The sequence below is a fragment of the Pseudomonas sp. 13159349 genome, assembly GCF_013305685.1.
GTDB classification, from domain to species: domain Bacteria; phylum Pseudomonadota; class Gammaproteobacteria; order Pseudomonadales; family Pseudomonadaceae; genus Aquipseudomonas; species Aquipseudomonas asiatica.
This window is the reverse complement of record NZ_CP045553.1, coordinates 2229144-2253893: the sequence shown is the minus strand read 5'-3', so window position 1 is coordinate 2253893 and position 24750 is coordinate 2229144. Positions and strand designations below refer to the sequence as shown.

At 64.6% G+C, this 24750-nt stretch carries 23 protein-coding genes and 1 pseudogene; 14 read left to right on the top strand and 10 right to left on the bottom strand.

All coding sequences use genetic code 11. The features are described from left to right. Positions 1–86: 86 nt before the first annotated feature. Positions 87–1163, bottom strand: a complete 1077-nt coding sequence (locus GEV38_RS10640) for an ABC transporter substrate-binding protein (RefSeq protein ID WP_015269746.1) — start codon at positions 1161–1163, stop codon at positions 87–89. A gap of 213 nt (positions 1164–1376) precedes the next feature. Here GEV38_RS10640 and GEV38_RS10635 point away from each other — a divergent pair, with 213 nt between their 5' ends. From GEV38_RS10635 to GEV38_RS10610, 6 genes and pseudogenes are all read left to right on the top strand, one after another. Continuing rightward, the gene (locus tag GEV38_RS10635; protein ID WP_013971944.1) at positions 1377–3029 is read left to right on the top strand and encodes a nitrite/sulfite reductase; all 1653 of its coding nucleotides are present in this window, start codon (positions 1377–1379) and stop codon (positions 3027–3029) included. Further along, positions 3013–3507 carry a DUF934 domain-containing protein gene (locus tag GEV38_RS10630; RefSeq protein ID WP_013971943.1) on the top strand — a complete coding sequence of 165 codons (495 nt, stop codon included), beginning with the start codon at positions 3013–3015 and terminating at the stop codon, positions 3505–3507. Before GEV38_RS10635 ends, GEV38_RS10630 begins: the two co-directional genes overlap by 17 nt. Positions 3508–3862: 355 nt before the next feature. Next, a complete protein-coding gene (gene dkgB / locus GEV38_RS10625; protein WP_015269745.1) occupies positions 3863–4666 on the top strand; it encodes a 2,5-didehydrogluconate reductase DkgB in 804 nt (267 codons plus the stop codon). Between the two features lie 4 nt (positions 4667–4670). Next, positions 4671–4919 (top strand): annotated as a pseudogene (locus GEV38_RS27450) (LLM class flavin-dependent oxidoreductase); the annotation flags it as partial. Then, positions 4900–5403, top strand: a complete 504-nt coding sequence (locus tag GEV38_RS27905; RefSeq protein WP_052329209.1) for a hypothetical protein — start codon at positions 4900–4902, stop codon at positions 5401–5403. The pseudogene GEV38_RS27450 and the gene GEV38_RS27905, both read left to right, overlap by 20 nt. Before the next feature lie 136 nt (positions 5404–5539). Beyond that, positions 5540–6004, top strand: coding sequence for a DUF1348 family protein (locus tag GEV38_RS10610; RefSeq protein ID WP_015269744.1), 465 nt, complete (start codon positions 5540–5542; stop codon positions 6002–6004). Here the strand turns inward: GEV38_RS10610 and GEV38_RS10605 are convergent, their stop codons facing one another. Both GEV38_RS10605 and GEV38_RS10600 read right to left on the bottom strand, forming a co-directional pair. Beyond that, complete coding sequence (locus tag GEV38_RS10605) at positions 6005–7360, bottom strand: ATP-binding protein (RefSeq protein ID WP_015269743.1); 1356 nt, start codon at positions 7358–7360, stop codon at positions 6005–6007. It abuts the gene before it with no gap. After that, positions 7357–8067, bottom strand: coding sequence for a response regulator (locus GEV38_RS10600; RefSeq protein ID WP_054572708.1), 711 nt, complete (start codon positions 8065–8067; stop codon positions 7357–7359). Before GEV38_RS10600 ends, GEV38_RS10605 begins: the two co-directional genes overlap by 4 nt. A 168-nt stretch (positions 8068–8235) precedes the next feature. Between GEV38_RS10600 and GEV38_RS10595 the strand changes: the two genes are divergently transcribed. The 5 genes from GEV38_RS10595 (at position 8236) to GEV38_RS10575 (ending at position 12836) form a co-directional block, all read left to right on the top strand. After that, positions 8236–9018, top strand: coding sequence for a VacJ family lipoprotein (locus GEV38_RS10595; protein WP_054572709.1), 783 nt, complete (start codon positions 8236–8238; stop codon positions 9016–9018). Further along, on the top strand, positions 9008–9247 hold the full coding sequence (locus GEV38_RS10590) for a hypothetical protein (RefSeq protein ID WP_061302719.1): 240 nt from the start codon (positions 9008–9010) through the stop codon (positions 9245–9247). The genes GEV38_RS10595 and GEV38_RS10590 overlap by 11 nt, the downstream gene beginning before the upstream one ends. A gap of 288 nt (positions 9248–9535) precedes the next feature. After that, positions 9536–10768: an MFS transporter gene (locus tag GEV38_RS10585; RefSeq protein ID WP_015269740.1), complete on the top strand. Its 1233-nt coding sequence runs from the start codon at positions 9536–9538 to the stop codon at positions 10766–10768. Between the two features lie 36 nt (positions 10769–10804). Then, positions 10805–11578 (top strand): helix-turn-helix domain-containing protein, encoded by a 774-nt coding sequence (locus GEV38_RS10580; RefSeq protein WP_054573137.1) that lies wholly within the window; start codon positions 10805–10807, stop codon positions 11576–11578. A 109-nt stretch (positions 11579–11687) separates the two neighbouring features. Beyond that, positions 11688–12836 (top strand): M14-type cytosolic carboxypeptidase, encoded by a 1149-nt coding sequence (locus GEV38_RS10575; RefSeq protein ID WP_015269738.1) that lies wholly within the window; start codon positions 11688–11690, stop codon positions 12834–12836. A 151-nt stretch (positions 12837–12987) separates the two neighbouring features. On the opposite strand, the gene GEV38_RS10570 is transcribed toward GEV38_RS10575, so the two are convergent. The 7 genes from GEV38_RS10570 to GEV38_RS10540 form a co-directional block, all read right to left on the bottom strand. Beyond that, positions 12988–13956, bottom strand: coding sequence for a spore coat U domain-containing protein (locus tag GEV38_RS10570; RefSeq protein ID WP_054573136.1), 969 nt, complete (start codon positions 13954–13956; stop codon positions 12988–12990). After that, positions 13953–16286, bottom strand: coding sequence for a fimbria/pilus outer membrane usher protein (locus GEV38_RS10565; RefSeq protein WP_015269736.1), 2334 nt, complete (start codon positions 16284–16286; stop codon positions 13953–13955). The genes GEV38_RS10570 and GEV38_RS10565 overlap by 4 nt, the downstream gene beginning before the upstream one ends. A 63-nt stretch (positions 16287–16349) precedes the next feature. Next, positions 16350–17126: a molecular chaperone gene (locus tag GEV38_RS10560; protein WP_054573135.1), complete on the bottom strand. Its 777-nt coding sequence runs from the start codon at positions 17124–17126 to the stop codon at positions 16350–16352. Positions 17127–17165: 39 nt separating this feature from the next. Next, positions 17166–17669, bottom strand: coding sequence for a spore coat U domain-containing protein (locus GEV38_RS10555; RefSeq protein WP_054573134.1), 504 nt, complete (start codon positions 17667–17669; stop codon positions 17166–17168). A gap of 3 nt (positions 17670–17672) precedes the next feature. Continuing rightward, on the bottom strand, positions 17673–18203 hold the full coding sequence (locus tag GEV38_RS10550; protein WP_054573133.1) for a spore coat U domain-containing protein: 531 nt from the start codon (positions 18201–18203) through the stop codon (positions 17673–17675). Positions 18204–18221: 18 nt separating this feature from the next. Continuing rightward, on the bottom strand, positions 18222–18758 hold the full coding sequence (locus tag GEV38_RS10545; protein WP_054573132.1) for a spore coat U domain-containing protein: 537 nt from the start codon (positions 18756–18758) through the stop codon (positions 18222–18224). A gap of 30 nt (positions 18759–18788) precedes the next feature. Beyond that, on the bottom strand, positions 18789–19316 hold the full coding sequence (locus GEV38_RS10540) for a spore coat U domain-containing protein (protein ID WP_054573131.1): 528 nt from the start codon (positions 19314–19316) through the stop codon (positions 18789–18791). Positions 19317–19577: 261 nt separating this feature from the next. On the opposite strand from GEV38_RS10540, the gene GEV38_RS10535 reads away from it, so the two are divergent. From GEV38_RS10535 to GEV38_RS10525, 3 genes are read left to right on the top strand one after another with little or no spacing between them, the layout of a single operon-like run. Further along, positions 19578–21827 (top strand): ATP-binding protein, encoded by a 2250-nt coding sequence (locus GEV38_RS10535; protein ID WP_015269731.1) that lies wholly within the window; start codon positions 19578–19580, stop codon positions 21825–21827. Positions 21828–21842: 15 nt separating this feature from the next. Beyond that, on the top strand, positions 21843–22304 hold the full coding sequence (locus GEV38_RS10530; protein WP_054573130.1) for a response regulator: 462 nt from the start codon (positions 21843–21845) through the stop codon (positions 22302–22304). A 13-nt stretch (positions 22305–22317) separates the two neighbouring features. Continuing rightward, positions 22318–24705: a hybrid sensor histidine kinase/response regulator gene (locus GEV38_RS10525; protein ID WP_054573129.1), complete on the top strand. Its 2388-nt coding sequence runs from the start codon at positions 22318–22320 to the stop codon at positions 24703–24705. The last annotated feature ends 45 nt before the right edge of the window (positions 24706–24750 follow it).

Here is a 24750-nt window from a genome sequence, read left to right as displayed (position 1 = left end):
TTGCATTGCCTCTTGTAGTGGTTATGGGAATGCACTTCACCACCAGCAGTTAAGACGAGCAATGCCCTTCCCTCAAGCAGGGTCTTTCAATAATTGATCGGTGATGTCAGAAATGGGTACTGGTAGTCGGGCGGCCGCCCTTCGGCACTGTAATGCTGGAAATCGATACCGTAGTCGGGCCGTTCCAGTAGTTTCAGCCAACGGGTTGCCTTGGCCTGGTCAATCGACTGCAACACCGGGATGCGATGCTCGCGCAGGCCGTCGCGGTTCACCGTCAGTCCCTGGGCATCATCGTGCAGCATCACCATGGCCCAGCCGCCGAGGGTGAAATGCCCGCCCATCAGCACGCTAAGACGCCCGTCGATACGGGCATGCAGGGCCTCGGGCGAGCTGTTGATGGCGCTGAACAGCACATCGCGCCCCGGCTTGCGCCCTGCCTCCTCGAACGCCTGCATGGCACCAAAGGCCATTTCGTCGTTGGCCGACCATACCAGGCGGGTGGCCGGGTAGCGCTCCACCAGTTGCTGCGCCTGCTCGTAGGCGCGCTGGCGGCTCCAACCACCATATACCACCTGGCGCAGGCGCACCTGGGGGAAGTCGGCCAGGGCGCGGCGCATGCCCTCCTCGCGCAGCTGCGAGGCCGGGGTGGTCTTGACCCCGGCAAACGCCAGCAGGTCCACCGGCCCACTGTCGCGGGGCAATTGCGCGACCATCTGGTGCAACATCTCAAAACCCGCTTGCTCGTCGTTGGCCGTCAAGGTGCCCAGCAGCTCGGCATACTTGTCCGGCTGGGCCTCGATGCTACGGGCCTGGCTGGCAGTCAGGCCGTTGTTGACCAGGAACAGTTTGACGCCGGTGCCACGCGACAGGCGGATGATCTCCGGCGCCACGTACCGCTCATTGACCAGGACCAGGTAATCCGGCCGCTGCGGTCCGCCCAGGATCGCCCTGGCCTGGGTCAGCGCCAGGTCGGCGCGGCGTTCGCTGTATTCCACGTGCAGGGTCATGCCCAGATCGTCTGCAGCGGCCTGCATGAAGCGGGTATAACTGGTCCAGAACGTTTCGGTGGACAGCCCCGGGTTGAGGAAAACCACCGAAGCCGGTTGCGCACTTGCCGCCAGCGGCAAGGCAAGACACAAGCTTTGGCACAACGCCTTGAGCATGGGCTGACATCCCTGCGAAGCAAACGCCAGATTATAAACGCCAAGCCACGCCCAGCGCACAAATGGCAGTCAGTCTCACATAGTCCATTTGGTTCTTTTCATATGCAAAAACATCACTTTAGCGCATAAACGCAACCTGCTATCGTTCCCCGGCTCCGAAGCGGAGTGCGCGGCCGTGCGCGCGAATAGCTGCATGCCTGAGACAGGACTTTTATGTACGTATACGACGAGTACGATCAGCGGATCATCGAGGACCGCGTCAAGCAGTTCCGTGATCAGACCCGCCGCTATCTGGCCGGTGAGCTGAGCGAAGAAGAATTCCGCCCTCTGCGCCTGCAGAACGGCCTTTACATCCAACGTTTCGCGCCGATGCTGCGCGTCGCCGTGCCGTACGGCCAGCTGAACGCCACCCAGGTCCGCACCCTGGCCAGGATCGCCCGCGACTACGACAAGGGCTACGCCCACATCTCCACCCGCCAGAACGTGCAGTTCAACTGGCCGGCCCTGGAGGACATCCCGGACATCCTCGCCGAACTGGCCACCGTGCAGATGCACGCGATCCAGACCAGCGGCAACTGCCTGCGCAACACCACCACCGATCAGTTCGCCGGTGTGGCCGCAGACGAAATCGTCGATCCGCGCCCGTGGTGCGAAATCGTCCGTCAGTGGACCACCTTCCACCCGGAATTCGCCTACCTGCCGCGCAAGTTCAAGATTGCCATCAACGGCTCGCAGGAAGACCGCGCCGCCATCGAAGTGCACGACATCGGCCTGGAGCCGGTGCGCAATGCCGCTGGCGAGCTGGGCTTCCGGGTACTGGTCGGTGGCGGCCTGGGCCGTACCCCGGTGGTGGGCTCGTTCATCAACGAGTTCCTGCCGTGGCAGGACCTGATCAGCTACCTCGACGCCATCCTGCGCGTGTACAACCGTTACGGTCGCCGTGACAACAAGTACAAGGCGCGGATCAAGATCCTGGTCAAGGCCCTTACCCCGGAAGTGTTCGCCGAGAAGGTCGAGGCCGAAATGGTCCACCTGCGTGGCGGCAGCACCACCCTGACCGAAGCCGAAGTGCAGCGTGTATCGCGCCACTTCGTCGACCCGGCCTACCTGGCCCTGGACAACGTCGACTACGCCGCGCAGGACGCCGAGTACCCAGGCTTCGCCCGCTGGCGCTCGCGCAACACCCGCGCCCACAAGCGCCCTGGCTACGTGGCCGTAACCCTGTCGCTGAAGCCCACCGGCGTTGCCCCGGGCGATGTGACCGACAAGCAGCTGGACGCCGTGGCCGACCTGGCAGAACGCTACAGCTTCGGTTTCCTGCGCACCTCGCACGAGCAGAACATCATTCTTGCCGACGTCGAGCAGCGTCAGTTGCATGCCCTGTGGCTGGAATTGCGCGAAAACGGCTTCGCCACGCCGAACATCGGCCTGCTGACCGACATCATCTGCTGCCCGGGCGGTGACTACTGCTCGCTGGCCAACGCCAAGTCGATCCCGATCGCCGAATCCATCCAGCGCCGCTTCGACGACCTGGACTACCTGTTCGATATCGGCGAGATCGACCTGAACATCTCCGGCTGCATGAACGCCTGCGGCCACCACCACGTGGGCCATATCGGCATCCTCGGCGTGGACAAGAAGGGTGAGGAGTTCTACCAGGTGTCGCTGGGCGGCAATGCCGCGCGTGGCGCGAGCCTTGGCAAGATCCTCGGCCCGTCCTTCGCCCAGGATGACATGGCCGATGTGATCGAGAAGCTGATCGCCGTGTACGTCGAGCAACGTACCGAGGAAGAGCGTTTCATCGACACCTACCAGCGTATCGGCATCGACCCCTTCAAGGAACGCGTCTATGCAGCGAATCATTAAGAACAACCAGATCGTCGACGAAACCTGGCATCTGCTGCCCAAGGAAACGTCCTTTGACGAGCTGACCAACTGCGACGACTACATCGTCCCGCTGCAGATGTGGCGCGACCATGCCCATGCGCTCAAAGCCCGTGACGGCGGGCTGGGCATATGGCTGGACAGTGACGAAGAAGCCGAAGAAATCGGCGAAGACGTGCAGCACTTCCAGGTCATCGCACTGAACTTCCCGGCGTTCACCGACGGGCGCAACTACTCCAATGCGCGCCTGCTGCGTGACCGCTACAAGTTCAAGGGCGAGCTGCGCGCCATTGGCGACGTGCTGCGCGACCAGCTGTTCTTCATGGCCCGTTGCGGCTTTGACGCGTTCGCCATCCGTGCCGACAAGGACCCGGAAGACGCGCTGCAAAGCCTGAAGGACTTCTCGGTGACCTACCAGGCCGCCACCGACGAGCCGCTGCCGCTGTTCCGCCGGCGCTGATCGTCACCTTGCAATGCCAGACGGCCCGCCTATATGGCGGGCCGTTTCGTTTTCCTGTACCGGCCTCTTCGCGGGCTTGCCCGCTCCCACAGGAATGCCACATTCCTTGAAGCCTGTGGTGTACCTGTGGGAGCGGGCAAGCCCGCGAAGAGGCCGGTACAGGAAGAATCTGCTATTCCAGCAACACAGTCACGACTTTGCCGCTGATTCTTGACTGTGAATCAAATGACCTTGGCCCCGCCCCATCTTAATCAATCCCCCTCAAAGCCGCACACTGCTCCCCCACACGAAGAGCGATCGAACCCGAGCGACCAAGCTCGATTCGGCCCCCCCCTCACTCACCAGGAGCAGATCCATGAGCGTTCCATCCTTCGGCCTCGGCACCTTTCGCCTAACCGGCCAAGCCGTCATCGATTCGGTCAAGTCGGCCCTGGAACTTGGCTACCGCGTCATCGACACCGCGCAGATCTACAAGAACGAAGCCGACGTCGGCCAGGCCATCGCCGAAAGCGGCGTCAAGCGCGGCGAGCTGTTCATCACCACCAAGATCTGGGTCGAAAACTACGCCGCCGACAAGCTGGTCCCCAGCCTGCGCGACAGCCTGCAAAAACTGGGCACCGACTACGTCGACCTGCTGCTGATCCACTGGCCAGCCCCAGGCAACGGCGTTGAGCTGCCCGAGTACATGGCCGCCCTGGCCGAAGCCAAGAAGCTGGGCCTGACCCGCCAGATCGGTGTATCCAACTTCAACATCGAACTGACACGCCAGGCCATCGAAGTGGTCGGCGAAGGCGAGATCGCCACCAACCAGATCGAACTCAGCCCCTACCTGCAGAACGGCAAGCTGACCGCGTTCCTCAAGGAGCAAGGCATCACCGTCACCTCGTACATGACCCTGGCCTACGGCAAGGTGCTGAAAGACCCGGTACTGGCCGACATCGCCGCCAAGCACAAGGCCACCGTGGCCCAGGTTGCCCTGGCTTGGGCCCTGCAGCTGGGCTACGCGGTGATCCCGTCGTCGACCAAGCGGGAAAACCTGGCCAGCAACCTGCTCGCACGTGACCTGAAGCTGGACGCTGACGACATGGCACGCATCGCCAAGCTCGAGCGCAACGGCCGTGAAGTCAGCCCTGACGGCCTGGCGCCAATCTGGGATTGATACCATGACCACGCCCCTCGAACGCCTGACCGCTGGCGGTTTCAGCATCGGCCTGGAAGCACCGCTGGACCACGACTGGACGCCCGCCGGCGACCAGGCGCGGCGCCGCGATGGCCGCCAGTTCGGCGAGCCGGACCTGGCCCGCCACGCAGAACTGGCACAACTGGCCGACCGCCTGGGCTACCGCGCCCTGTGGGTCCGCGATGTGCCGCTGTACGACCCGTCGTTCGGCGATGCCGCCCAGGTGTTCGAGGTATGACCCTGAAATCGGCCAACAGCTGGTAGCCGGCCTGACCCAGCAGAACCCGGAATGGATCGGCAGCAACCTCGACGGCTGCCTGGCCCACCCCGGCACACCGGACGACCACCGGCACCGGGTCGCCACCTGGCGCACGGTGGCGGGCAACAAGCCCTACAGCAGCTTCATCCGCCTGGACCTGGCGGACAACCCTGACGAACCGTTGCAACGCTGGCGTTTCGGTTTCCGCGGCGGCCGCAAGGCGCTGGCGGCCGAGCTCCGCGTCCTGCGTACGGGGGCTGGCCTCATCGATCAATGTCGGCGCGTTCAACCTGGGCAATGCCGTAGGCGCGGCGCTGGGTGGTGCGGTGATCAGCCTGGACCTGGACTATGCGGCCGTGCCGATGGCAGGTGGCGTGCTGGCGGCCACCGGCTGCTGCTGGTGTGGCTGGGTGGGCGTAGCAAGGCTGCCGGGAAAACTGCAGCCGACGCAGCCTGATAGAGCCCCCTTGCCCCATCTCCAGCGGTCTTCATTGTTCCACGCACTGCAATTATGATGTGCCAGGCACACCCATTCTCTGTTCAGCCAGCGGCTACTACTCTCCTACCAGCCAATCGAACTGAGGAGAACCCCGATGTCCCGCCCACCCCTGCCGCCCTTCACCCGCGAAAGCGCCATCGAAAAGGTCCGCCTGGCCGAGGATGGCTGGAACGGCCGCGACCCGGCCAAGGTCGCGCTTGCCTATACCATCGACACCGTGTGGCGCAACCGCGTCGAGTTCCCGCGCGGTCGTGCCGAGGTCGAGGCGTTCCTGACGCGTAAATGGAACCATGAACTGGAGTACCGCCTGATCAAGGAGCTTTGGGCCTTCACCGGCAACCGCATTGCCGTGCGCTATGCCTACGAGTACCACGACGACAGTGGCCAGTGGTACCGCGCTTATGGCAACGAGAACTGGGAGTTTGCCGAGGACGGGTTGATGCAGAACCGCCATTCGAGCATCAACGAGCACCCTATCAGTGAAGCCGAGCGCAAGTTCCACTGGCCGCTGGGCCGGCGCCCGGATGATCACCCCGGGCTCAGCGAACTGGGGCTCTGATCAGCCCTGCGGCAGCATGATTCTGACTTCCAGCCCGCCACCCGGGCGGTTGCCCAGGGACATGCTGCCCCCCTGCTCCAGCACGATGGCACGTGCTGCGGGCAGGCCCAGCCCCACGCCACCGGTATTGCGGTTGCGTGAACCTTCGATACGGTAGAACGGCGCAAATACCTGCTCGTGCAGCTCCGGCGCAATGCCCGGCCCGCGATCCTGCACGGTAATCTCGATCTGCCTGGCGTTTACCGCCAACACCACCGTGGGCTCGCAGCCGTATTTCGCTGCATTGTCGATCAAGTTGACCAGCACCCGCTTGATACCCACCGGCCGCCCCGTATACACACAGCGACGCGGCCCGCTGAGGCCGACCTCGACCCCCGCGTCCTTGAAGTCGTCCACCACGGTCAGCAGCAATTCGCCCAGGTCGAATACGGTCGTCTGTTCCAGCCGCGCGTCATCACGGAAGAACCCCAACGCCGCATCGACCATCGCCTGCATCTCGTCGACGTCCTTGAACAACTTGGCCTGTAGCTGGGCATCGTCGATGAACTCGGCGCGCAAGCGCATGCGCGTCAGCGGTGCACGCAGGTCATGGGAGATGGCCGCGAGCATCTGGGTGCGGTCGTTGAGAAAATGCTTGAGCTGCGCCTGGGTGGCATTGAACGCAAGAATGGTCTGACGCAGGTCGTGCGGGCCAACCACCGGAATGGGCGGGGCGTTGAAGTCCTTGCCAAAACGCCGCGCACCTTCGGCAAAGCGTTCCAGCGGCTTGGCCAGGTAGCGGGTGGCCAGCAGCGCGACGACAAGGCTGGAAACCAGCATCAGCCCGAGGATGATCAGGTTGCGCGGCAGTTCGTCCAGGCCCCAGCTACGGCTGGTGGCACGGAACAGTACCCAGGACTTGTCGGTCAGCTCGATCATCAGCGCATAACCACGTTCAGGTGCGTACTCCGGCATGTCGGACGGTGCGAAGGCCTCGACCCTGGCATCCGGGCGCTTGAGCAATGCGCGCAGGATAGGCGTGCCCTCGCTGAACTCGGCATCGACCAGCACGGGTACGCCCGCTTCGTCATGGCGGCGCAGCCAGCGCACGGAGTATGAGCCGTCGCCCGCCGCACTGGCGATGTTGGCGCGCTGCGCCATGGGCGCGACGTCGAGGATGCGAGTGACCGCTGCAACCTTCTCGATCACCCCGCTCTCCAGCAGCGGTGGCTGCGCCCAGACACTCAGCAACAGGCTGAACAGCCCCTTGAGCAGCAACAGGAACAGCATCGCCGTCAGGGTGGTCAGCGCGATCCAGCGGGCAATGGTGATCCTGGGCCGTGGCAGGGCCTGGCGAACCCTGGCGAGCAGCTTCATCGCTTCGCGACCGTGGGCGTGAACAGGTAACCGGCGTTGCGCAGGGTACGGATCAAGGGCTCGTTGCCGTTGTCGGTTTCAAGCTTGCGGCGCAGCCGGCTGACCTGGACGTCGATGCTGCGATCATAGGCGTCGTAGGCATCGCCACGGGCCATGTCCAGTAACTGCTGGCGGCTGAGCACCCGCCGCGGATGTTCGGCGAACACCAGCAGCAGCTCGAACTCACCGTTGGACAAGGGGATCATGACGTTGTCCGGCGAACGCAGCTCGCGCCGCACCACATCCAGCCGCCAGCCGGCAAACTCCAGGGTCGCGCAGGCATGGCCCGCCACGCTCCCGGCCGCTTCGCCGGCACGGCGCAGCACTGCCCTCACCCGGGCCAGCAGTTCACGGGCGGCGAACGGCTTCGTCAGGTAGTCGTCTGCCCCCAGCTCCAGGCCAACCACCCGGTCACTCAACTCGCCCATGGCGGTGAGCATGATCACTGCCACCTTGTGCTCGGCCAGCAAGCGCTGGCACAACACCAGGCCACTGTCGCCAGGCAGCATCACATCCAGGATGACCAGGTCCGGCACCCGCCGCTCGACGGCCTGCCACAGCGCCTTGCCATCCCTGGCCACGTCAACCTCGTAGCCATGCTGGCAGAGAAACTTCTGCAGCAGGTCGAGCACCTCGACATCATCGTCGACTATCAGCAAATGGCTCACAAAAAAGCACCGCAAAACAAGGTTATCAGGCCGTACTTTAAGGCCATCCCCACGTAGCCGTCATATATTTCAACCCGGAAACAAAGTGTCGACGCCGAGACAATCCGGACATTACCAGGCAAAGAAAACTGCGCAGCATCGCTGCCAGTTCTTGCCAGGAATGTATCTATGTCCCGTTCATCATCCGCCTCCCGCTCAGCGCGCTCAGCCGCGCTGGCCTTGTCGCTGCTTGCGGCGGGAGGCTGCAGCCAACGTGCACCGGCCACGGCGGCCTGCGGCAATGTCGCCTATCAGGTCAGTGACCCGGCGGAGCCCGCCAACCGCGCCGTATTCGCTTTCAACCGCACGGTCGACGACTATCTGCTGGCCCCCGTCGCACGGGGCTACACCGCGCTGCCCGGTTTTGCCCGGCAGGGCATGCACAACTTTGCCAGCAACTTCGGTGAGCCGAAGGTGTTCGTCAACGACCTGCTGCAGGGCAATGGCGAACGGGCGATGACCAGCCTCTCCCGCTTCATCTTCAACACCACCCTGGGTGTGGCAGGGCTGGTCGACGTGTCTGGCAAGATGGGGCTGAGCCAGCATCGCTCGGACTTTGGCCAGACTTTCGGGGTGTGGAACATCGCCTCTGGCCCCATCGTCGAGCTGCCGCTGCTGGGCACCCACAACCTGCGCGATGCCACCGGCACGCTGCTGGGTCTGGCACTGGACCCGTTTGGTGGCAACAGCGATACCGTCGAAACCATGGGCAACGTAGCCATGGCCGGCGGCATCGTCGATGCACGGGCCGAAGCACTGCCACTGACCGACCTGCTGCGCACCTGGCCTGACTACTACGTTGCGATGCGTGACTACACCGCGCAGCGGCGCAGCAACCGGGTGGCAGAAGGCAAGGCCGGCGAGCCGGGCACCTGGCCAGTGGATTGCGCAGGGGGTGCCCATGAAGAATGATGCCCAAGGCGCCATGCTGCTGTTCAGGCGCCTGGAAGGCGCTGCCCGGCAACCGCTGTTGCTGCATGAACTGGAGGCCCGGGTTTCGGCCGATGGCCGAAGCCTGGTGCTGAGCCGCTATCGCGAACGCTTTACCGCCGAGGGCAAGCCCTACCGACACGAGGCTCACCGCAGCGTACCGATTGCAGCATTGCTGCGCTGGGTGGCGCGGCAGGGTCAATCGTTCTGAAAGGGACCGGCTTCTTCCACCCAGCGCGGGCCCTTGTAGGAGCGGCCTTGTGTCGCGAAAGGGCTGCGAAGCGGCCCCAGCAATTTGTGCATCTGCGCTGAAACTCTGGGGCTGCTTCGCAGCCCTTTCGCGACACAAGGCCGCTCCTACAAGGGATCGTGCATGTTCCTCTGACGGATGTCCGAAACGCGACAGTGGCTGCCTGTTCGGCGTGAGACAGGCAAACCGGGCACTGGCTACCCTTCTTCGGCAAATGCCTTGTTCCCTTTCGCCAGAAGAAGATCGCCCATGACGACCTCCACCGCCTCCATGGCCGCCACCACACCTGCCGACCAACCCCAGGGCTTTCTGGTCCGCATCGTCGGCGCTGCGGCATTCGCCCACCTGCTCAACGACCTGATCCAGGCCGTGCTGCCGTCCATCTACCCGATGCTCAAGAGCGATTTCGCACTCAGCTTTGCCCAGATCGGCTGGATCGCCCTCATCTACCAGGTGACCGCGTCCTTGCTGCAACCCTGGGTCGGCCTGTACACCGACAAGCGCCCGCAGCCCTACCTGCTGCCGGCCGGCATGCTGGTGACGTTGGTGGGCATCGCCCTGCTCGCCTTCGCCAGCAGCTATGAAATGCTGCTGGTGGCCGCCGCGGTGGTCGGCGTGGGCTCGGCGACCTTCCACCCCGAAGCCTCGCGAGTGGCCAGGATGGCCTCCGGCGGGCGCTTTGGCACCGCGCAATCGACCTTCCAGGTCGGTGGCAACACCGGCTCGGCCCTCGGCCCGCTGTTGACCGCTGCCATCGTCATTCCGCACGGCCAGCCGGCCATCGCCTGGTTCATGCTGGCGGCCGCGCTGGCGGTATTCGTGCTGCTGCGGGTGACCGGCTGGACCGTGCGTCACGGCCAGACCCGGCTCAAGACCTTCGCCGGCCAGCAGGCCCCCGGCCTGTCGCGTGGCGCCATGTGGCGCGCCGTGGCGGTCATCGCCGTGCTGATGTTCGCCAAGTTCGTCTACATCGCCTCGTTCACCAACTATTTCACCTTCTACCTGATCGAGCATTTCGGCCTGAGCGTGCAGCACAGCCAGCTGTACCTGTTTGTGTTCCTCGCGGCCGTGGCCCTGGGCACCTTCGCTGGTGGCCCGGTGGGTGACCGTATCGGGCGCAAGGCGGTGATCTGGGTCTCGTTCCTCGGCGTGGCGCCCTTCGCCCTCGCCCTGCCCTACGCCAACCTGGCCTGGACGGCGGTACTGGCGGTGGGCATCGGCCTGGTGATGTCCTCGGCCTTCGCCGCCCTGGTGGTGTATGCCCAGGAGGCCGTGCCGGGCCGGGTCGGCATGGTGTCGGGGGTGATGTTCGGGTTGATGTTCGGTATCAGCGGCATCGGCGCCGCCGGGCTTGGCGAACTGGCCGACCGGCATGGCATCGAGTGGGTGTACCAGATCATCTCGTTCCTGCCGCTGCTGGGGCTGGCCACCGCGCTGCTGCCGGCAACCCGCTCGCAAGCCCGCCCCAGCCGCTGCTGTTAAAGTGGGCGTGCCAGGCTGCCCGTACAAGAGGTCGAAATGCTGAAGCCGCAGCACGAATTGCTGGTGGAGGTGGATGAGTGGAGCTGGGAGGTGGGCAGCCGTGCGACGGACTACCCGACCGACTGGTTCATCGAGCCCCACAGCCATGCCAAGCACCAACTGATCTATGCCACCAAAGGCCTGATGATCGTCGAGTCCGGTAACGAACGCTGGACCGTGCCACCCAGCCGCGGCGTATGGATGCCTTGCGGCCAGGTGCACGCGATACGCTGCGTGGGCGAGGTGAAAATGCGCAGTGTGTTCGTGCGCGTCGACGCGGCAGTGCAGTTGCCCCTGCAGAGCAAGGCGATCAGCATCTCGCCATTGCTCAGCGAGCTGATCAAGGCCTCCGTAGGCTTTACCGCGCCGTTTGCCGAAGACTCGCGTGAAGCCCGGGTGATGCGCCTGATCCTCGACGAGATCTGCGTGCTGCCGACCTTGCCGCTGAAGCTGTCGCAGCCCGGCGACAAGCGCCTGCAGGCGATCTGCTCCGCGCTGCACGAGCGGCCTGACGATAACGCCACCGTGGCCGACTGGGGCCAGCAGCTGGGGGTGGACGAAAAGACCATCCAGCGCCTGTTCCGCAAGGAAACCGGCATGACCTTCGGCCAGTGGCGCCAGCAGGCGCGGCTGATGCAGGCACTGGAGCGGATCGCCCTGGGCGAGCGGATCATCGATGTGGCGGGGACGCTGGGGTATGACAGCCCCAGTGCCTTCGCCAGCATGTTCAAGCGCCAGTTCGGTATCACGCCGAGTCAGTTCTTCAAATAGCCTGTAGGAAACATATGAGATCGCCCCCGCGTCGCCTGATCTCGCACAGCAACCCTGTCAAGCCGTGTACAGTACCCTCACAACAAAGCCCCCAGAAGGAGCCCGGCACATGACAGTGACGCTGTCCCCCCTGCAGATCGACTGCGATTTCGACTCCGGCAACATTCAGGTGCTGGATGCCAGCAACCCGGCCCGGGTGCACCTGGCTATCCGCCCGGACACCCACAGCGGCCACTACCAGTGGTTCCACTTCAAGGTCAGCGGGCTGACGCCAGGCCAGGTCCATCGCTTCAGCCTCGACAATGCCTCCGGTTCCTCCTACAAGAACGCCTGGAGCGGCTACAACGCCGTGGCCTCCTACGACCAGCAAACCTGGTTCCGCGTCCCCAGCCAGTTCGACGGCACGGCGCTGTCGTTCGAGGTAAAGGCCGAACAGCCGCACATCTGGTTCGCCTACTTCGAGCCCTACCCGCGCGCTCGTCACAACCAGCTGATCGAACGTGCACGGCAACTGCCGGGGGTGGAATTGCTCGCCAGTGGCCGCAGCGTACAGGGCCGCGACATTCCCCTGCTGCGTGCCGGTGATGGTGCCGCAGGCAAGCGCAAGCTGTGGCTGATTGCCCAGCAACATCCGGGCGAACACATGGCCGAATGGTTCATGGAGGGCGTGATCGACCGCCTGCAGGCCAACGACGAGGTGATCCGGCAGTTGCTGGCCAAGGCCGACCTGTACCTGATCCCCAACATGAACCCCGACGGTGCCTTCCTCGGCCACCTGCGCACCAACTTCAAGGGCAAGGACCTCAACCGTGCCTGGCAGGACGCCAGCGTCGAGCTCAGCCCCGAGGTCTTCTTCGCCCAGGCACAGATGAAGCAACACGGCGTGGATGCGTTCATCGACGTGCATGGCGACGAAGAGATCCCCCATGTGTTCACCGCGGCCTGCGAGGGCAACCCGGGCTACACGCCGCGTCTGGCCAAACTGGAGGAGCAGTTCCGCAGCACCCTGTGCAGCCTGACCCGCGACTTCCAGACCGTGCATGGCTATACCCGCGACGAACCGGGGCAAGCCAACACGACGCTGGCCTGCAATGCGGTGGGGATGGCGCATGACTGCCTGTCACTGACCCTGGAAATGCCGTTCAAGGACCATGACGACGCGCCGGATGCCGTCACCGGGTGGTCGGGGGCACGTTCGAAGGCGTTGGCCGGGGCGGTGCTTGAGACCTTGGCGAAGATGGTTGGCGATTTGCGCTGAGGCCCCTGGCTGACGCGTCCCCTGTGGGAGCGGGCGTGCCCGCGAAGAATCCAATACGGTGTATGGCACCGGCTTCGCCGGTGTTCGCGGCGGTTCGACGCCTCGACACGCCCGCTCCCACAAGGTCCCTCGGCCGATAGCAATCCTGCGCTCAGAACTGCACATCCAGAATCACGCTGTCGGTATAGGTCGCAGCCGGTGGTGTAGCCTGGTCGGTGTAGACCTTGGCGTTGTAGTTGAACACCTGGCTACCGGTGCCGGTCCCCGTGCCGGGGTTCACATCGGCATCGGCGCTGGCCCGTCGCGCAGCCCCTGTCGAACCCCAGCGCACCGCACCGGCGCTCTTGAAAATGTCATAGGCCAGGTAGTTGTTGGCCGCCGACTTCATCCGCCGTCGACCATTGGCCACGTTCTGCCCGTCATCCAGGCCCACCGTGTAGTTGCTGCCCTTGGTGCACGACACGCTCAGGCTCTGGCTCACCGTGCCGAACCCCGCCACCACCGGCGCGCTGGCAAAGTTGATGCTGGGCGTGGTGATCTGGCAGTCGTTGGTCACCGTCATGCTTACCAGCAGGGTCCTGGTACCGGAGCCCTGGTCTCGCCCTATGCAAAGCCCGCCAACACCAATCCCGTCGCAATAGTCCCAGGTCCACTCGACATCGAGGAGTTCCTGATATAGCCCCGCCGATACGTTGCTGCCCACCTGCGTGCGCATGTAGATGGGCACGTTCTTCGGTGTACCGTTGAGCAACCCGAGCAAGTCGAGGATGCCGGTGGTCCTGAATTCGAAGGGGGTGCCACGGGTGATCGGATAGTTGGTTGTGGCGTCGGCATAGAGCGTGTAGGGGATCACATCCCCGGTAGGCCCTACCAGGCCGCTGGTGGTGGAGGTGATCTTGATCTTGAAGGAGTCGGTGCTACTGAGCACGCTGATCACCGAACCGTTGCACTGCAGGCCAGAGTTGGTGCTGGAAGCTGTCTGGACCGTGCCACGTACCTGAGTCGAGTTGAGCGAACCAAACGCCGCAGGCGCAGTCAACACTGACGTGCACTTGGCCCAGGCCGAGCCCGCCCACAACAACAAGGCGCATGCCCACAAACCACGCCAGCAGGCCTTCACTTGCACACCAACGGGCCAATCAACGGGATCGAGCCTTGCGACTCAGGCAGGTCGAACGCCACCTGGCAATGCCCGCCCCCCTCCAACTCAACCTGCAGTCGGTTATGCGGCGTCAGGTTCTCCAGATAAACCAGGCCATCCCAACCGACCACCGCCTGGCTGCCACTTTCTGCATGGGTGACACGGCTGCCCAGCTTGAGTGCCTGCTGTTCGGTGTCCACCAGTTCGACGCTGGCCGCCAGCACGCGCCTGAGCGGGAACTCCAGCAAGTAGCCGCTGCCTCGGCGCACCGCCACCCGCTGTTCCACTTCCGGCGCGAGGATGTCCGGCGGCAAGCCCATGGGGTCGATCTCGTACTTGCCGCGGTAGTAACCGCTGCTGTACGGCACCAGCAGGTGACCATCGGCATCGGTACGGCCGACCTCCTGGTTTTCATAGCGCACCGGCACGTCGGCGTAACCACTGGTGCTGACTAACACGAAGGCATCGTCGATACGGTTGGCAGCGAACAGCCCGGCATCCATCCAAACCAGCGAGCCACTGGCGTCGGCCCAGCGGGTCATCTCTCCACTGCTGCCATACAAACCGGCCTGCAACTGCACCGACTGCAGGCGCCAGGTGACATCGGCCTGGCGGTAGGCGTCGCGCTCGCTACCGGTGGCGTAGCCCAGGTTGTAACCGACACCGCCCCCCACCGGCGTCGCGCGGCTGTAGTTGACCCGCTGCAGGGTTTCGCCTTGCTGGCTGCGCTCCATGCCCAGGGCCAGGGTGCCGTGCAGGTCGAACGGGATCACCAGTTGCGCCTGCACTGCCCACTGGCTGTCCCCCACTTCACGGTTGGCCGACAGATAAACGCTGCTGTTGCCCCACAGCGGCCTGCTGTAGCTCAGGTTGATCAGCCGGGTACGTGTGCCGTCGCCGGCGCGCACATCGAAATAGCCGGCGCCGATGTTGCCGTATTCGTTCAGGTTCAGGCTCAGCGTGACCTGCTCGCTGCGCTGGCTCAGCTGTATGTCCCGGCTGTCGACCCGGGTCAGGTCGGCATAGTCGCCATGGCGTTGCAGGCGCTGGTAGCTGAAGCCGATGCGCTGGCTATTGTACTGGTAGCCGAGGGCGACCTGGTGGCCCTTGTCGCCGTCGAACCGGCTCTGCGCCAGCGCCGCATTGAGCACACCGAAGTTGCCCAGCCGCATGTTGCCACCCAGGCCTCCCAGCATCAGCGATTCGGCGCTTTCGGCATGGGTTTCCAGGGTGAAGATGTCGCTGACCCCGTAGCGCAGGCTGGCCGATGCGACCCCGGGGCCGTAGGCAAAATCGCGCACCCCGTAGTCACGCCGCAGGCTGCCGGCCGCTACCGAATAATCCGCCAGGCCCTGCTGCAGCAGGCTGCTGGTGACGTAGAACGGCAAGGTGGTCGACACCTGCCGGCCAAGGGCATCGGTGGTGACCACCACCGCCTCCCCGGCGCCGTTGATGAACGGCACGTTGGTCAACGTGTAGGGGCCCGGCTGCAATTCGCTGGTGCTGGACTTGTAGCCATTGATGAACAGGTCCAGCGAGGTCGGTACCGCCGCTTCACCGGAGAACGCCGGCAGCGGATAGGTGACCAGGTCGGGGCGCGCAGCGAAATCGCGCGACAACTGCAGGCCACCGACCCGCACCGAGCTGGTCCAGGGCAAGGCCCCGGTCACCAGGTCACCGGCTTCGTAGGTCAGCAGGCGCTGCTCGTCGGTGAAACGCCAGGTGGTGTCGTAGCGCAAGAAGCCCTGGCGCGTGTCGTCGGTCGGCGCACCATTGAACGACTGGCGCCATTGCCCGGTGCTGGAGAACGTACCCCAGCTGTCGAACAGACGCAGTTCGTTCCAGGCCGCCAGGTAGCTGCCGCCGTCATCGGTGTCGTTCAGGTACAGGTCGTAGTTGAACAAGGCGCCGAAACTACTGCGCGCATCGCTGGCCGGGTACAGGTTGCGGTCGCCCAGCTGCTGGTCGGGCAGCCAGGCCGGCGGCACTTGCAGCAGCAGGCGCTGGTTCTGGCTGTCGTAGTCGGCATGCATCCCCACGATGGCCTCCAGGGCCACCTCGCCCTGCGGGTTGCCTGGCAGCGAGACGCCGGCCGCCCGCAACACCTCGCTGTCCAGGTACAACTGCCCGGCGCGCTGCTGCACCGGTACCAGCTCAGCCCTGGGCACCTGGTTCACCAGCAACTCGAGGTACAACGTGGCATCGGCGATAGCGGACATCTCCGTAGGTGGTGGCGGCAGGTCGTCGGCCAGCACCAGGCCAGGGCCGACCAGGGCGAGCCCCAGGCACCAACGGTGGGTCAGCCACATCACACATGGTTTCCAACCATTGCCGGGTTCTCCACGGCCTCTGCGCGGCATTCAGGCGCAGGCTCATTGGCTTTGGCGGATAGCGTCCGCGCTGCTCTGGCCGTTTACCCTCCCCTTCAGCACACTGCCGGCACTCGGTGTTAGCGGTGCCGGCCAGCGCATGCTGGCCCCCGGCAGCACATAACCCAGCAAGCCATCGGTCAGTGGTTTGCTCTGGCTGCCCTGCTGCACCACCACATCAGTCAGGCGTGCATGCACCGGGCCGGTGTTGCGCAGTTCCACGTACGGCTTGCCCTGCACGGTCACCGCGCGCCAGCTGAGTTGCGGCTTGCCGACGCCCTCGGCATTGCGCTTGCCCTCAGGGCCTGCCTTGCCCCACAGGCCTTCGCCGTATACGAACAGGGGTACCGAGTAGCGCATCTGCAGGCGGATCGCCGCGGTGGTGCCGGGCTCGGCCTTGTCGACCGGGATGGCGGGCGGGATTTCGTCGATGATGATGCGGTAGGCCTGCTCCTGGCCGACTGGCGAGGGGCCGGTGCGGGTCAGGCGGATCAATTGCTTCTGCCCGGGGGCGACGTTGGCCACCGGCGGGCTGCCAATGATCTCGCGCTGTGCCTGATACTGTTCTTGGTAATCACCTTGGCGCCAGGCGAACACCCGCACCTGCAGGTTGGCCGGTGCGGTTCCGCGGTTTTCCAGCCACAGTGCGCCAGCCTTCTGGTCAGCCTCCAACACCGGGTCGATCGGCCAGATCAGCACCGAGGTGGCCGCCCAGGCTGGCAGGCTCGCCAGCCACGATACCCCGATCAATCCTCGCGCCCACTTCGCGCCTGCCCCCATGAAGCTCTCCTTGGATACTGGTCATTGGTGCCGATGCATTCACCAGGTCACCGTCACTTGCACCACATCGGTGTAAGTCCCCGCCGGCATCGTGCCGGTCAGCTGAACCCGCCCGTACACCGGCAGCTTGATCGCCGTCGGGTCGGTATAGCCCACGGCCACGCTCTGGCCGATCCCCAGGCTCTGGCTGTATGCCGCGTCCCGGTACAACTGGTAGGCCAGCACCTGCGTGCCGCCCGTGCGTTTGAGGTTGCGTGTGCCACTGGCACTGTTCTGCCCGCCATCCACGCTCATGCTCAAGGCCACGCCCGGGGTGCACTGGAAGGTCACCGTGGTACCGCCCAACGAGGTGCCGAGAGTTCCGGTGGCCAGTGCCGACTGCGAGCCGTAGTCGAGCGTCCCGTAGCTGGTCACGCCGCCCACCACCAGGCACCCGGCGACGATCTGCGCCGTCACCTGGAAGCTGCTGGTGGTCGCCGCATCCAGAGGCGCGGCCAGCAGCACGCCGAGGCCGCTCAGGCCGCCCGCCAGCCAGCTGCGCATGGTTCAGAACGACAGCTCGACGGACACTGTGTCGGTGTACTCCCCCGCCGGCAGGCCGACCTTGCCGCGCGCCTGGCCATACAGGTTGACGGTCTGGGCCACACCACTGCTGAGCGGCAAGGTGATGGTGCCGTTGATGGCCAACACCTGCGTACGCCCGGCATCGGTGTAGAAGTCGTACGGCACGAAGTTGCCGACGCCATCCGCCAGCGCACGGCTGCCCCCGGCCGACTGGCCATCGTGGGAACCTGCACCCACGCGGATGACTGGTACCGTGCCAGCCGAACAGAGAATGCTGATCGCCCCACCGCCGCCGCCGATTACCTGGCCGTCGGCGGTGTTGAACAAGGCATCGTGAGTGCCGAAGTCCAAGGTACCGAAGTCGGTCCCCGATGTGGCTGAGCTGCCGTTGACCTGACACGCTGCGGTCAAGGTCAGCGTCGACTCGATAGTCCCGGTGGTGGCGGCCTGCGCCTGGTAAGTCAGCATCAGCCCCAGACCGGCGAGGATGCAGCGTGAAAGGTTCGTTCGCATCGAAGTCTCCTTGTGTCATTACCAGTCCAGGGTCACCCTCAGGGTGTCACGGTACAGGCCGGCTGGCAGCGCACGCGGTTGCGCCATTACCACACCGTAGATGGGGATCGGGATCTGCCGGGTACTGCTGATGGTGAAGGCACGCGCCTGGCCGATGCCGTAGCGGCTGTTACCACCTGGGTCGATCGCCAGTTGGTAGGGGATCAGCTCGCGGCCGTTGCTCAGCCGCCGTATGCCGTCACTGCCATTCAGGCCGCCGTTGATGCGCACGTTGAACGCCCGCACCTCGGGCGTACAACTGATCTGCAGGCTGCCTTCGCCGCTCACATCATCAACCCGGCTGCGCAGCGGCTGGTCCCAGTTCGGTCCGCGCTCGCCGAAGTCCATCACGCCGGGGTTACCCACCGTTGCCGGTTGCGTCTCGTTGCTGCTGATCTGGCAAGCGGTGCTGATCACCAGCCGCGCCTGGATGAAACCGGTGCTGGTGCCATGCGCGGCTCCACCGGGCACCAGCAACGGGCCCAGGGAAAGCAGCAGGATCGAGGTGCGGTTCATGGCGTCGCGTCCTTGAGCATGGTTGCATCCCTACCAGGTGACCGTGACTTTGAGCAGATCGGCGTACAGGCCTGCAGGCGGTACCCAGGCCAGCTTGTCGATCCGTGCGTACAACGGCAGCTCGACCGAGCCGCTGTCCGGCACCCGCGCCGAGTGCGCCACATTCACCGCCAGCGGCTCGCGCCAGGCAGCGTCGCGGTAGAGGCGATACGGGATGAGCCGGGCCGTGTCATCGTCACTGGCCAGAAAGCGCAACTCGCCGACGCCGCCATGCTGCCCACCATCGACGCGGACCTGATAGGGGGTGTGGGGATTGCATTCCAGGCGTGGCGGGCGCTGGCTCAACAGCGCGCCGGTGAGCGGCGCGCCAGGGCCATCCAGCCGTGCAGTAGCGCCCAGGTCGATGCGCCCAAGCGCCTGTGCCCCGGTATCGCGGGGCTGGTTGACCAGCATGCAGCCACGCTGCACCAGCACCCGTACCTCCACCAGGAAGTCCGCCGCCATGGCGCTGCTGCTCAACATAAGGCCCAACAGGGCGGCCAGGTAGCGCTCCTTCACCTTATTATCCTTGTCGATATCTGCTGACTTGAGCGTAGCAGCGAGGTGGCATCACGATGCTGGCATCGAGCCATTTTTTTGTATTAGCCAAAAAGCGCTACCACTAAAAAAAAGCCGCACGACACAGAACGCATCGCCGACATTCTCCTCAAATGGCCAAAGGCCGTTATCCGGACCGATATTCTGTTAGGGTGTATCCCTTTCATCCTGCCTAGACTCATGCGGCATGCATGGAAGGACACGACAGGAGCGTTTTCATAGATGATTGCAGACAGCACGCTCACCCAAGCCCTCGAGCGCTGCGCCCAGGAGCCGATCCAGCTACCTGGCAGCATCCAGCCCCACGGTTTTCTGCTGGTGCTGGACGAAACCGACATGCGGGTACTCCAGGCCAGTGAAAATGTCGAGCATTGGCTGGGCATACCGGCCAGTGAACTGATAGGTCGCGAGTTCGCCGAACTGGTCAGCGGTGCCTTCGACTTGCGCCTGCACCTGGCCCGCCTGCCGCAGGACGAGGTCTTTCCGTTCCACATCAGCGATGTGCACCTGCGCCAGGACGCTCCATATCGTGGCAACCTGCACCTGCTGGTCCATCGTCACGACCAGGTGCTGATCGCCGAATTCGAACCCCCTCGCCTGCCGGCCGATCTTGTCGGGCAAGGCGACTACTACCCGCTGGTGCGCAGCTTCGTGGGCCGCCTGCACCAGGCCGGCAGCCTCGAGGAACTGCTGCAGCAAGCAGTGCTGCAGCTCAAGCGCATCACCGGCTTTGGCCGGGTCAAGGCCTATCGCTTCGATGCCGAAGGCAACGGCCAGGTGTTGGCCGAGGTGGCCGACCCGGGCTACCCGAGCTACCTGGGCCTGTGTTTCCCCGCTTCGGACATACCGCGCCAGGCGCGCGAGCTGTACCGAATCAACCGCATCCGCGTGATCGAGGATGCCAACTACCAGGCCTCGCCGTTGCTGCCCGCTGCCAACCCACGCACCGGCAAGCCGCTGGACCTGAGCTTTGCCGCGCTGCGCAGCGTGTCGCCAGTGCACCTGCAGTACATGCGCAACATGGGTACCCTGGCATCGATGTCGCTGTCGATCGTGGTCGACGGGCAACTCTGGGGGCTGGTGTCCTGTCACCACGAACAGCCACGCCCGGTGGACCTGCGCACCCGTACCGCCTGCGAACTGCTGGCCAGTGTGCTGTCGCTGCAGATCGAGTCGCGCGAGTCCCACGCCAACACTCGCCAGTTGCTGGAGCTGCGCCAGCACATCGTGCGCATGATCTCGTCCATGGCCGACCATGACAGTGTCGGCGACGGCCTGCGCGACTTGCCCGAAGTACTGCTGGCCTTCGCCGGCGCCCAAGGTGCCGCGGTCATATCCGCCGAACGTTGCGACCTGATCGGCAAGACCCCTCCGGCCGCGCAGGTAAACGCCCTGGTGCACTGGCTCTCCCAGCGTGGCGAAGACAGCGTGTTCCACAGCGACAACCTGTGCCGCGACATCGATGAACTGCCCGAGCTCGCGGCCCATGCAGGCGGTGTGCTGGCAGTGGCCATTTCGCAGATCCACTCGCACTACCTGCTGTGGTTCCGTCCCGAGCAGGTGCGCACGGTGAACTGGGCCGGGCAGCCGAACAAACAGGTCGGGCCGCAGGGCAACCTCGACCCGCGGCACAGTTTCGAAAGCTGGCAGGAAAAACTGCGCGGCTACTGTGAACCCTGGCACCCGCTGGTCATCGAAGGCGTGCAGGAGTTGCGCACGGCAGTGCTCGGCATTGTCCTGCGCAAGGCCGAGGAACTGGCGCAGCTGGCTGGGGAGCTGCGCCGCTCGAACAAGGAGCTCGAAGCGTTTTCCTACAGCGTGTCCCATGACCTGCGCGCCCCCCTGCGCCATATTGCCGGCTACTCCGAACTGCTCGGCGAAATCGAGGGCCAGAGCCTCAGCGAGCGCGGCAGGCGTTTTTTGCAGCACATCGAGGAAGCCGCGCATTTTGCCGGAAGCCTGGTCGACAACCTGCTCAACTTCTCGCAAATGGGCCGCTCGGCCCTGCGCCTGTCCGAGGTCGACCTCAACGCCCTGGTCGAGGCCATTCGCAGCGAACTGGCGCCCGACTACCAAAACCGCGAAATTGTCTGGGACATCGCCCAACTGCCCAAGGTGGTCGGTGACCCGGCGTTCATCAACATGGCCTTGCACAACCTGCTGGCCAACGCCATCAAATACACACGTGGGCGCACACCGGCGCGCATCGGCATCAGCGCCGTGCAACACCCGGGCGAAACCGAGATCTGCATTCGCGACAACGGCGTGGGCTTCGACATGGCCTACGCCAACAAACTGTTCGGCGTGTTCCAGCGCCTGCACCGCATGGAAGACTTCGAAGGCACCGGGATCGGCCTGGCCAGCGTGCGTCGCATCATCGAACGCCATGACGGCCGGGTCTGGGCCCATGGCAAGGTTGGCCAGGGTGCAACCTTCCACTTCACCCTCCCGCGCCATCCCGCAACTACCTGAGGCACCGCTACCATCATGCTCAAACCCATCCTGCTGGTCGAAGACAACCCACGGGACCTGGAGCTGACGCTCCTGGCGCTGGAGCGCAGCCAGTTGGCCAACGAGGTCATCGTGCTGCGTGACGGTGCCGAGGCACTCGACTACCTGCTTCGGCGCAATGCCTATGCCGAACGTGACGATGGCAACCCCGCCGTGTTGCTGCTGGACCTGAAACTGCCAAAGGTCGACGGCCTGGAGGTGCTGAAGGAAGTGCGCGCCACCGCCGAGCTGCGCAGTATCCCGACGGTGATGCTGACGTCCTCGCGCGAGGAGCCCGACCTGCTGCGCGCGTACGAGCTGGGGGTGAACGCGTACGTGGTCAAGCCGGTGGAGTTCAAGGAATTCGTCGCCGCCATTTCCGACCTGGGGATATTCTGGGCGGTACTCAACGAACCACCGCCCGGCTCGCTGCGCCTGAACCGGCGTGGCAGCATCTGAGGTGCCCGCGACGATGCAGCCAACGCCGCTGAAACTGCTGATGGTCGAAGACAACTCGATGGACGCCGAGCTGACCCTGATGCGCCTGGAACGCAGCGGGTTGCAGGTGCAGGCGCAGCTGGTGTTCGACCATGCCGGTGTCGAGCAAGCCCTGAGCGAGGCCCACTTCGACCTGATCTTGTGCGACTGCGTGCTGCCGGGCTCGTCCGGCACCGATGTGCTGGCCATCGCCCAGCGCCTGGCACCCGACATTCCGTTCATTTTCCTGTCTGGTATCTATGGCGAAGAACATGCGGTGGAAATGATCCGCCTGGGCGCCACCGACTATGTGCTGAAGAAGAACCTGCCTCTGCTGCCCAAGGCCGTGCGCCGGGCCCTGACCGAAGTGCAGGAGCGCCAGCGCCGGCGCCGCGCCGAAGAGGCCCTGGCAGACGTCGAGGCACGTGCACGCATTGCCATCGACGCTGCCGGCATGGGCACATGGGACATGCGCCCGCAGGAAGGCCTGTTGTTGTGGGATGACCGCTGCAAGACCCTGTTCGGTCTACCCACCGATACTGAAATGAGCCTCGAGGTGTTTTACGCCGGCATCTACCCCGACGACCTGCCGCAGGTGCGCGAGGCGGTGGAACAGGCCATGTGCCCGGAAGGTGGCGGCCTGTATCGGGTCGAATTCCGCATCGCCCAACCCGACGGCCTGGAACCGCGCTGGTTGCTCAGCAGCGGCCAGAGCCGGTTCGTCAACGACCAGTGCGTGCGCTTTTCCGGGGTGTTGCAGGACATCCACACCCAACGCCTGGCCACCCAGGCACTGCGCCAGCTCAACGAAATGCTGGGGGAAAGGGTCGAGCGCCGCACCCGCGAACGCGACCGTGCCTGGGAGCTGTCGCAAGACTTGCTGGCCGTGCTCAACAAGGACCTGACCCCAGTCGCGCTGAACCCCGCCTGGGAAGCCAGCCTGGGCTTGTCCCGAGAACGTCTGAGCCAGTCGTCCTTGCTGCACCTGCTGCCCGAGCATGACCAGGAACTGATGCTCACCGAACTGGCCGCCCTCGCCCATGGTCGCACCAGCGCCCGCTTTGTCGGGCGTATCCTGGATGCCGGTGGTCAGCAGCGCTGGTTGTCTTGGGTGGTGGTGCCGGAAGACACCCTGCTGTACGTGGTGGCACGCGACATCACCAGCGAGCGCGAAGCCGCCCTGGGCCTGGCCGAAGCCAACGCCCGCCTGCGCGAGCAGATCGCCGAACGCGAACGCATCGAGGCCGCGCTGCAGCAGATGCAGCGCCTGGAAGCGGTCGGCCAGCTGACCGCCGGTGTGGCTCACGACTTCAACAACCTGCTGACGGTAATCCTCACCGGCGCCAGCTTCCTTGAGCGCGACCTGGCCAAAGCCGACCTGGAAAAGGCCAGTGCGCGGCTCAAGCACATCCGCGAAGCCGGCGAGCGCGGCGCCAAGCTGACCTCGCAGTTGCTGGCTTTCTCCCGCCGCCAGCGCCTGGAGCCGGTGGCGCTGAACCTCAACCGCACCCTGGCCGGGCTGGAAGAGTTGCTGCGCCGCACCTTGGGCGGCAATGTCTCGGTGCGCCTGGACCTGGAACCAACCTTGTGGCAGGCCCTGACCGACCCGACCCAGACCGAAATGATCATTCTCAACCTGGCGATCAATGCCCGCGATGCCATGCCCGACGGTGGCCAGCTGACGCTGTCGACCCGCAACACCCGGATCGACGCACGTCCACAGCGCCCGGAAGACCCGGACCCTGGCGAGTACGTGATGCTGAGTATCCGCGATACCGGCTGCGGCATGAGCGAAGAGGTGTTGGCCAAGGTGTTCGAACCGTTCTTCACCACCAAGGATATCGGCAAGGGTTCGGGCCTGGGCCTGGCCCAGGTATTCGGCTTCGCCAAACAGTCCGGGGGTGGCGTGCGCATCGACACCACGCCGGGGCGTGGTACGCAGGTGGCCGTGTATCTGCCGGCAGTCAAGGGTGAAGCCGTCAACGAACCGATGCCGTCGCTGCTCAGCCACTCGACTAGCGAAAGCGGTTGTAATCGCACCGTGCTGCTGGTGGATGACGACCATCTGGTACGCGACATGCTTGGTGATGTGTTGCGCCAGTACGGCTACCAGGTACGCCAGGCGCACAGTGGCGAACAGGCTTTGGCCTTGCTGGATGAGCAGATCGACCTGCTACTGAGCGATTTCGCCATGCCCGAGTTCAACGGTGCGCAACTGGCCCTGGCGGCGCGCGAGCGCTACCCGCACCTGCCGGTGGTGCTTCTTACCGGTTATGCAGAGTTGCAGGGACTGGAGTTGCCGGGCAGCCTGGTGATCCAGAAGCCGGTACAGGCCGATGAACTGGCCCGCTTGCTGAACGAGATGCTTGGAACGGCCAGGTGACCGAACAGAGCCTTCGGCAAAACCTGCGGAAACGAAAAAGCCCAG